Annotated in this window: 12 protein-coding genes; 6 read left to right on the top strand and 6 right to left on the bottom strand. The window is 62.2% G+C overall.

Translation table 11 applies throughout. The features are described from left to right. On the bottom strand, nucleotides 1–1390 hold a 1390-nt coding region (locus WP12_RS18960), incomplete at its 3' end, for a DUF4158 domain-containing protein (RefSeq protein WP_046195254.1). Between the two features lie 38 nt (nucleotides 1391–1428). Here WP12_RS18960 and WP12_RS25570 point away from each other — a divergent pair. After that, nucleotides 1429–1635 (top strand): hypothetical protein, encoded by a 207-nt coding sequence (locus WP12_RS25570; protein WP_044663673.1) that lies wholly within the window; start codon nucleotides 1429–1431, stop codon nucleotides 1633–1635. Between the two features lie 516 nt (nucleotides 1636–2151). Here WP12_RS25570 and WP12_RS18950 read toward each other — a convergent pair. From WP12_RS18950 to WP12_RS18940, 3 genes are read right to left on the bottom strand one after another with little or no spacing between them, the layout of a single operon-like run. After that, nucleotides 2152–3075, bottom strand: a complete 924-nt coding sequence (locus tag WP12_RS18950; RefSeq protein WP_083434661.1) for a replication initiator protein A — start codon at nucleotides 3073–3075, stop codon at nucleotides 2152–2154. A gap of 13 nt (nucleotides 3076–3088) precedes the next feature. After that, nucleotides 3089–3403, bottom strand: a complete 315-nt coding sequence (locus tag WP12_RS18945) for a hypothetical protein (protein ID WP_044663672.1) — start codon at nucleotides 3401–3403, stop codon at nucleotides 3089–3091. Next, nucleotides 3393–4031, bottom strand: coding sequence for a nucleotide-binding protein (locus tag WP12_RS18940; protein WP_044663671.1), 639 nt, complete (start codon nucleotides 4029–4031; stop codon nucleotides 3393–3395). Before WP12_RS18940 ends, WP12_RS18945 begins: the two co-directional genes overlap by 11 nt. A 217-nt stretch (nucleotides 4032–4248) precedes the next feature. Here WP12_RS18940 and WP12_RS18935 point away from each other — a divergent pair, with 217 nt between their 5' ends. From WP12_RS18935 to WP12_RS18925, 3 genes are all read left to right on the top strand, one after another. Further along, on the top strand, nucleotides 4249–4497 hold the full coding sequence (locus WP12_RS18935; protein WP_044663670.1) for a DUF4160 domain-containing protein: 249 nt from the start codon (nucleotides 4249–4251) through the stop codon (nucleotides 4495–4497). After that, entirely contained in the window at nucleotides 4484–4897 is a 414-nt protein-coding gene (locus WP12_RS18930) for a DUF2442 domain-containing protein (protein WP_044663669.1), read from the top strand. The genes WP12_RS18935 and WP12_RS18930 overlap by 14 nt, the downstream gene beginning before the upstream one ends. 112 nt (nucleotides 4898–5009) lie before the next feature. Then, nucleotides 5010–5462 (top strand): hypothetical protein, encoded by a 453-nt coding sequence (locus WP12_RS18925; protein ID WP_044663668.1) that lies wholly within the window; start codon nucleotides 5010–5012, stop codon nucleotides 5460–5462. A 74-nt stretch (nucleotides 5463–5536) separates the two neighbouring features. Here WP12_RS18925 and WP12_RS18920 read toward each other — a convergent pair whose 3' ends face one another. Both WP12_RS18920 and WP12_RS18915 read right to left on the bottom strand, forming a co-directional pair. Beyond that, on the bottom strand, nucleotides 5537–6112 hold the full coding sequence (locus WP12_RS18920; RefSeq protein ID WP_044663667.1) for a recombinase family protein: 576 nt from the start codon (nucleotides 6110–6112) through the stop codon (nucleotides 5537–5539). A 358-nt stretch (nucleotides 6113–6470) separates the two neighbouring features. Next, nucleotides 6471–6905, bottom strand: coding sequence for a mercury resistance transcriptional regulator MerR (locus WP12_RS18915; RefSeq protein ID WP_003131969.1), 435 nt, complete (start codon nucleotides 6903–6905; stop codon nucleotides 6471–6473). Nucleotides 6906–6976: 71 nt separating this feature from the next. Here WP12_RS18915 and merT point away from each other — a divergent pair, with 71 nt between their 5' ends. Both merT and WP12_RS24335 read left to right on the top strand, forming a co-directional pair. Beyond that, nucleotides 6977–7327 (top strand): mercuric ion transporter MerT, encoded by a 351-nt coding sequence (gene merT, locus WP12_RS18910; RefSeq protein ID WP_003131974.1) that lies wholly within the window; start codon nucleotides 6977–6979, stop codon nucleotides 7325–7327. Nucleotides 7328–7339: 12 nt separating this feature from the next. Further along, entirely contained in the window at nucleotides 7340–7477 is a 138-nt protein-coding gene (locus WP12_RS24335) for a hypothetical protein (protein ID WP_443027887.1), read from the top strand. Nucleotides 7478–7552: the final 75 nt, after the last annotated feature.

Raw genomic sequence — 7552 nt, 5'->3', positions numbered from 1 at the left:
CCCCGACAACCCAGATTTCCTTAGAACGGATGCGATCGCGCAGTTGCGCGAGGACACAAAGCTCATAACTGATCCGGTTTACGCGCCCCTCTTCATCAATGACGGAACTGCGCCATCTCGCCGGAATCACCTCATCGATCGGAACATCCTGCAATGGCACGAAGCGGCATCCGCCATCCACCTTGCTCCTGATCCAGTCGAGGGCCGCCAGGACCGGCCGCCACACCGCGTTGTTCGACCGGAACCCAAGTACGGAAAGCAGGCTTGGCAGCATGCGCCGGTAATGATTGGCCCAGGAACCACGCATCACCTTGTAGATGCGCCGGTCCAGAGCGCCCTTCGCATGGCTCTCCTTGACGATCGCCGCCAGCCTGTCCTTACCGGCGATCGGGAAAATGACATCGCAGATGCGCCCCGATGGTTCATTGATCGAGGCGCTGGCGATCTCGACCAGCAAGCGCTCCTTTCCATAGACCCGCTCGATGTCTTTCGCGATATCGCCCACCACCTTGCGTTTCGAGCGCGTTCCGATCTTGTGAACGGTTTCGATCAGCAGGTCGATCATCGCGTCAGTGAGTTGCGCCTCCCGCGACATTAGATAAATCGCATAAAGGCCGAGCTGTCGCGCCGGCGCATGCCGGCGCATCTCCGAGGCCTTTTCACCGGCAACGCGGCGAACAATCTGATCGACCCATGGCTTGCCCGTAGCCGTCAGGAGATCATGGGGAAGATCAAGTCTCTGGATAAAGGCGAGTTTCTCGGTCACGTCGAGAATGTTGTCGAGCGTTGCCTGTCCGGCGTCACCCTTCATCCTGTTGAATCCGGTCAAGCTGTCCGGATCGGCAAGCGAGGCTTCCAATAACGCCACCGCATCTGACGAAAGCCGGTCACTGGCTCCGATCAGCCAGGTGTCCAGATAATCTTGCCGTTGTGAGCGAACGACACGTTCAAGCTCCTTGCGCGACGGCCCATAAATACGCCGGTCCCGGCACCACAGGAAAACATGCTCAAGCATGGCATTGATCGACTGGCCGCCCGGGCACAGCTCGCCAGCAATCCATTCCGTCAATTGCTCGCGATCCACCCGCTTCATGCGGTGATATCCAAGATGGATCAGGATCTCCGCACAATGCCGTCGTGCTGTCCGACTGGAAAAGTCATAACCAGCTATCTCGCCAGCCTCGACACCGAGTTGCTCGGCCAGATACGAGAGGCCATCGGTAGGGATTGAGCCGGGATCGGTCGCGAAAAACCCCAGGGAAGCGAAGAATTTCAGCTGCGCGGCGAGGCCGAGGCGCGTCAGGGCCGGCTTCGAATTTACAAAATCAATATCGGCAAAGCTCAGGCTCCATCGTCCGATCAAATCCCCGCCCGAAATACTCCGATCCATCAACCCACTCCCTATGATGGAGCGAACTGTCCTCTCCCATGATTTCCATCGTCAATACCGAATGCCACGTTCCCAAAACGTTCTCCGACTTGGCCGAAATCGCAGCTTCGGGCCGACTAGGCCAAATCATGCGGATGCGGCCCGACCAGCTCCTGCTGCTGCGCCAGGGTGAACACCCGCTCGCAGTAGAGAAAATCCGCTACTACGATCAGCGCGAGTTCGCCGGCCTGTTCGATCCGGCCTGATTTAAGCCTCCTGGGGACACTCGCGATGGTCGAGCACCCTCGAACTACCCGCAAACCCCTCTCCTGCCCTGACAACGCGCCTGGGCGGCTGTAGCGAGCGATTCTGTCGCCACCCGCCCTATTTCTTTCCCGCCTAGCAAGCGGCGCTTGCGCCGCCTCTGTGACGCCGAAGGCGGCACGAAGCGAAAGCGCATCGGCCACAGGCTGATTCCATTGGTCTTTCTCCCTTGGTCGATCGCACTGCGGTTTGTTGTAGCGTCTGCTATCGGGGTTTTGGCCCCCGATTGGGTTGATCGATTTGGGTTATCCACAGGCCCAAGTCATTAAGAAGAATCTCCTATATAATAGGAGGTTTAAGACTCTTACGGAGCGTTTTAGGTCTGTAGTGTCAAAGGGTTAGCGGCTGTTTCGGGGGCCAAAACCCCGTGATTCGCGGGGCCAAAACCCCGTGATTCGCAGGGGCCATTCCCCCGATAGTCGGAGCTTGGTCACTATCGGGGTTTTGGCCCCTGACATTCAGTCGGCCGGGAACCCCATCGGGGGGCGTGGAAGGCGCTTGAACTGAAAGCCTGGATGGTCGGTCGAGAGCTGGCACCGCTCTGTGAAGTTGAGAACCTCCTCACCTTCATCGTTCCTCACCAATTCCAGCCAATAGCCGGGTAGCCGCTGCCGCTCGACTGCAATCCGCAACTCCTTGGCGAAGTCGGCAAGGCGCTGGGTGCTGCCGCTTTTGTGATGGAGCTGCTTCATGGTGAAGGCCCAACCCGCCGCCTGATGTCCGCCATGCTTCCGCACGACGCGGTAAAGCCACCGTTCAATCCCGCCAGTCAGCTTAAAATAGGCCCTGTCGATGCCGAGCACGAGGCGGTCGGTCAGCACGCCCTCGTAGAGCCAATCGGATATGGTGAACTCGACGCCGGTCGATCGCCCCAAGTCGTCGGTCGGTGCCGAGTAGCGCTCGATCCAGTGGAAACCTTCGGGGCGCTTCTTCTTGCCCTGGCGGATGTTGGTGCGGATCAGGGTGGCGCTCAAACGCTCAAGCGCCTCCACGATCCGGCGATACTCGTCGCCCCCAGTCGGCCGGTCGATCCCACGTAGCAGCTCGTAGAGCGGGACGTGGAAGTGCGGCGTCGTCGGTTGCCCCGCCGCCTTAGCCGCCCGGAGCTGCGACACCGCCCATATCAGTATGTCGCAATCCCAGATGGTCGCGATGCCGATCTCGGCCGGAGCCGTGACGTTGACGGTGACGGTCGTGGTGCCGTTTTGAACCGAGTAGTCGATCGGCTCGCTGCGGCGCTGCTTGGAGAGGCTAAAAAACGGCCGCTCCATCATTTCCTGTTCGTCGTGGGTCGGTATGTCGCCCGGCAACGTCACGAACAGGTCGAGCTGGTCCAGCACGCCGGTAAACTCGCCTTCTTTCCTTCTGCCCTTCTTAGTCATAAAGGCTCCAAGGTTAGCGGCGCGATCGGCCGCTCGGCACGCTGGCGGCGACCGCCTCTAGCGGCTCTAGCCCGCGCGCCTCCAGCAGCCGGTTCCACGCCTCATGCCCTAGCTTCTGCAAGCTAAGCCCCGTGTCGAGGCTAAGCTGGCGAAGCCGCCTGCGGTCGCGCGGGGTGACTTGCACGTTGATCGGCACGATTGCCGGCGACGCGCTGTCCCGACCGGGCGGGGCGTCGGCCGTCGTCGCGGCGATCGGGGCCGCGATCGGCTCCTCGTCCAGCTCGCCCATTACGTCGGCGAGCGCGCGCCCGGTGCGCTTACTGCTCATGTCGTATCTCCTGAATCCAGCTCCAAACCTGCCGCAGCTCGTCGGCCGCGTCGCGCGCCGCCTGGCCGCGCATTTCCGTCACGCCCCTCCCCTCAAGCGAGGCGTCCAGATACACGGTGCGATCGGATAAGTGGGTCGGGCAAACCGGGACCGGGTATCGCGACAGCGCGGCGCGCGCCGCGGTCGCGCGGGAATCGTTCTTCGCTGCGTTGACGATGACGACCGCGCGCTGGTCGAGACGACGCAATATCTTCAACGTCTCGCCGACCGCCTCAAGGTCGTCGGGAGAAGGCCGCACCGGCACAATCACCAAGTCCGCCACGCGCGCCGCCTCGGCCTCCGGCTCTTCGACGGCGGGGCGCGTGTCGATGAACAGCGCGCCCTCGGGCTTGCGGCGAAGGCTCTTGGCCGCGTCGGTCAAGGTGATGCCGTCTAGGTCGACCAGCTCGGGGCGTTCAAAGGGCGGTTCGATCTGCTCGCGCCGCGTCCACCATTTTGTCGTCGTGCGCTGCGGGTCGCGGTCGATGATAAAGCTAGGCTCCATCCCGCCCGCGAGGACCGCGAGCTGACGGGCAAGGGTGCTTTTACCCGCCCCGCCCTTCTGGCTGATAAGTGAGTAGATTTGCACCTTCGCCCCTTCTCGCCCTCTTACCTGTTACACTATGAAGGTTATTGAGCGTGAAGGAAAGACCCTTCGCATCTTCTTGCGCGAGCGATCGTCACGCGCCAGCGCCGAGACGCCGTAAGCGGCTCGGTCGGAGCGCAGCGGAGATAGCGCGGTCCCGCAAGGGACGCGCTCGCCATGCAACTATTCCCTAGCGCTTGGGTTTCTGATATGTTGGCCCATGCCCGTCGTCTATCGCATCGGTGGCCTGCGGGTCGTGATCTGGCCCAACGATCATCGTCCGGCGCATGTCCATGTGAAGGGCGCGGAAGGCGAGGCGGTGTTCAACCTCAACTGTCCCGATGGTCCGCCCGAACTGCGGGACAGCTACGGGTTCAAGGTGCCGGACGTAAATCGGATCGAAGCGGCGCTGGTCGAGCTGGTGCCGACGTTATGCGCGGAATGGAGGACGATACATGGCGATTACTGAGCAGGAGCTGGCGCAAGCGGAAGCGCGCATGGAAACAATCCGCGCCGCCGGCCATGCCGTGTCCGCCCGCTACGATCGTCGCCGGTCGCGGGTCGTGGTCGCGCTCAATACCGGAGTCGAGCTGACGTTTCCGACGCGGCTCGCGGAAGGACTGGCCGATGCGTCACCCGACAACCTTGCTGAAATTGAAGTCAGCCCAGCGGGCTTGGGGCTGCACTGGCCTAAGCTTGATGCGGACCTCTACGTTCCCGCGCTGCTCCAGGGCGTGTTCGGCTCGAAGCAATGGATGGCGCGCCAGCTCGGCGCGGAAGGGGGTCGCTCCCGCACGGCCGTCAAGGTCGCAGCCTCGCGCGCCAACGGTCGTAAGGGTGGTCGGCCGCGCAAATTCGCAGCGGCATAATTCTGCACTACTGACCTTTCCGCCTGTGACACTATGAAGGTTTGTAGGCGAGTAGGGGCGTAAATCGAAGTTTTCGCTTTCGTTCCGCTCCCGGCTGACTCATAGAATCATCATGCCGATCGCGCGCGAACATCGCTGGCTCTATCCGATCGACTGGCGCGAGTTGTCCGACATAATCCGGTTTCGTCGCGCCAAGGGACGTTGCGAGCATTGCCGACGCCCGCACGGCCGCGACGTGCTGCACTTAGGGAATGGCGTCTGGTGGGACGAGGACGCGACACGCTGGCGTGACGGGAAGGGCAGGGGGCTTCGCTACCTGCTAAAGCCGGACGAGCTGGCGCTAGCACAGCCGGGGTTCGCCGGCATCGACCCGCCCGCCCATGTGCGGGTTACGCGCGTTGTCCTCGCCAGCGCGCACCTGAACCATGATCCCGGCGACAACGGGCCGCGCAACCTGGCAGCGCTCTGTCAGCGTTGCCACATGGTCCATGACGCCAGCGAACATCGTCGGCGCCGTTGGCGCAACGCCTTCCGGCTTCGCGCGATCGGCGACCTGTTCGCCTGATTGCCGGGCCGTAGGTTCGGCCCAAGGGTTGTGTGGGTGGGGCAAAGACTCGGCCGTCGAACGACGGCCTCCGACTAGCCTGGCTGGCTAAGCGAGCTGCGCCCGCCCGGTATGTGCCGGTAGAGCGTCGATGGCTGTACCCCGAGCTGCGACGCCACCTCTTCAACGGTAATGGTCGGGTCTGCGAGCATCGCCTTGGCCCGCTTGATCTCGGCCGGCCCCATCGCAGGCTTACGCCCGCCGCGCCGTCCCAATGCTTTGGCCTGGGCAAGCCCGGCGTGGGTACGCTCCAAGGTCAGCTCGCGCTCGAACTCCGCCACGGCCGCAAAGACATGGAAAACAAGCCGCCCGCCGGGGCTGGTGGTGTCGATCGCCTGGGTGAGCACCCTAAGGCCGATCTCGCGCTTGGCGAGATCTTCGGCCGTCTCCACGAGCTGCCGGACTGAGCGCGCGAGCCGGTCGAGCTTCCACACCGCCAGCGTGTCGCCAGCGCGGAGATAATCGAGCGCAGCCCGCAATTCCGGCCGATCGCGCTGCGCGCCCGATGCCTTTTCGGTGAACACCTTCTCACACCCGGCTTCGCGGAGCGCATTGAGTTGTAGGGCAGGGGACTGGTCCCTGGTGGACACGCGCGCATAGCCGACGAGCAAAGGCCTTCTCCGAAAACTCGACGCTACCTAGTCGGATTTCGGAGAAGGAAACAAGAGACGGTTTTGGGACACTTAATAGGCCATTTCGGCGATCCCGGCCGCGATCGGCGCAGCCCTCCCGCAATCGACCGTTTGGGAGACGCACGGCATGGGCGGTATTCTGGGCTATCCCACCGCACGAAATGGAGCGCATCGTTCACGACATGCTGACCCGTGAATATGCGAAAACGCTCGATGAGCCGGTTCCGGCTCTCGGCCACAAGACGCCACGCGCTCTGGCCCGCACTAAGGCAGGTCGGGCGAAAGTGGCCGACTGGCTCAAATAGGGGTCGTCTCAGAAAACGGAAAATAAAGCACGCTAAGGCATAGCCGAACCTGCCAAGCTTGCTCCACCCTGTAGTGACGCGATCAGCGGGCAGGAAACGTTCCCCCTTCGCGCATGGCAGGCGCACACCAACTCAGACAGCACGGCCTCCATGCGCGCCAGGTCAGCCATTTTCTCGCGCACGTCCTTGAGCTTGTGCTCGGCCAGACTGCTGGCTTCCTCGCAATGGGTGCCATCCTCCAGCCGCAGCAGCTCGGCGATCTCATCCAGGCTGAAGCCCAGCCGCTGGGCTGATTTCACGAAGCGCACCCGCGTTACATCCGCCTCGCCATAGCGGCGGATGCTGCCATAGGGCTTGTCAGGCTCCAGCAACAAGCCCTTGCGCTGATAGAAACGGATGGTCTCCACATTGACCCCGGCCGCCTTGGCGAAAACGCCAATGGTCAGGTTCTCCAAATTGTTTTCCATATCGCTTGACTCCGTACATGAGTACGGAAGTAAGGTTACGCTATCCAATTTCAATTCGAAAGGACAAGCGCATGTCTGAACCAAAAACCGGGCGCGGCGCGCTCTTCACTGGAGGGCTTGCCGCCATCCTCGCCTCGGCTTGCTGCCTCGGGCCGTTGGTTCTGATCGCCTTGGGGTTCAGCGGCGCTTGGATCGGCAACTTGGCGGTGTTGGAACCCTATCGCCCCATCTTTATCGGCGTGGCGCTGGTGGCGTTGTTCTTCGCCTGGCGGCGCATCTACCGGCAGGCAGCGGCCTGCAAACCGGGTGAGGTCTGCGCGATTCCCCAAGTGCGAGCTACTTACAAGCTCATTTTCTGGATCGTGGCCGCGCTGGTTCTGGTCGCGCTCGGATTTCCCTACGTCATGCCATTTTTCTACTGATCGGAGTTCACCATGAAGAAACTGTTTGCCTCCCTCGCCCTCGCCGCCGTTGTTGCCCCCGTCTGGGCCGCCACCCAGACCGTCACGCTGTCCGTACCGGCATTGTCAAGTTGCCACAGCCGGCCGCGCCTCGATAAAATGATGAGATGACAGGTTCTCAACTTTACCGCGGTTTCCGCTACCCTCGGGAGATCATCAGCCATGTGGTGTGGCTCTACTTCCGGT

The sequence above is a fragment of the Sphingomonas sp. SRS2 genome, assembly GCF_000971055.1.
Classification (GTDB): Bacteria; Pseudomonadota; Alphaproteobacteria; order Sphingomonadales; family Sphingomonadaceae; genus Rhizorhabdus.
Note: the sequence above shows the minus strand (reverse complement) of the source record. Positions and strands in the feature narration are given on the sequence as shown.

What these genes read in the sequence shown, in the direction of transcription:
- WP12_RS25570 (WP_044663673.1), top strand. Translation starts at nt 1,429, where the DNA reads ATGATTTCCATCGTCAATACCGAATGCCACGTTCCCAAAACGTTCTCC.
- WP12_RS18950 (WP_083434661.1), bottom strand. Translation starts at nt 3,075, where the DNA reads ATGACTAAGAAGGGCAGAAGGAAAGAAGGCGAGTTTACCGGCGTGCTG.
- WP12_RS18945 (WP_044663672.1), bottom strand. Translation starts at nt 3,403, where the DNA reads ATGAGCAGTAAGCGCACCGGGCGCGCGCTCGCCGACGTAATGGGCGAG.
- WP12_RS18935 (WP_044663670.1), top strand. Translation starts at nt 4,249, where the DNA reads ATGCCCGTCGTCTATCGCATCGGTGGCCTGCGGGTCGTGATCTGGCCC.
- WP12_RS18930 (WP_044663669.1), top strand. Translation starts at nt 4,484, where the DNA reads ATGGCGATTACTGAGCAGGAGCTGGCGCAAGCGGAAGCGCGCATGGAA.
- WP12_RS18925 (WP_044663668.1), top strand. Translation starts at nt 5,010, where the DNA reads ATGCCGATCGCGCGCGAACATCGCTGGCTCTATCCGATCGACTGGCGC.
- WP12_RS18915 (WP_003131969.1), bottom strand. Translation starts at nt 6,905, where the DNA reads ATGGAAAACAATTTGGAGAACCTGACCATTGGCGTTTTCGCCAAGGCG.
- merT (WP_003131974.1), top strand. Translation starts at nt 6,977, where the DNA reads ATGTCTGAACCAAAAACCGGGCGCGGCGCGCTCTTCACTGGAGGGCTT.
- WP12_RS24335 (WP_443027887.1), top strand. Translation starts at nt 7,340, where the DNA reads ATGAAGAAACTGTTTGCCTCCCTCGCCCTCGCCGCCGTTGTTGCCCCC.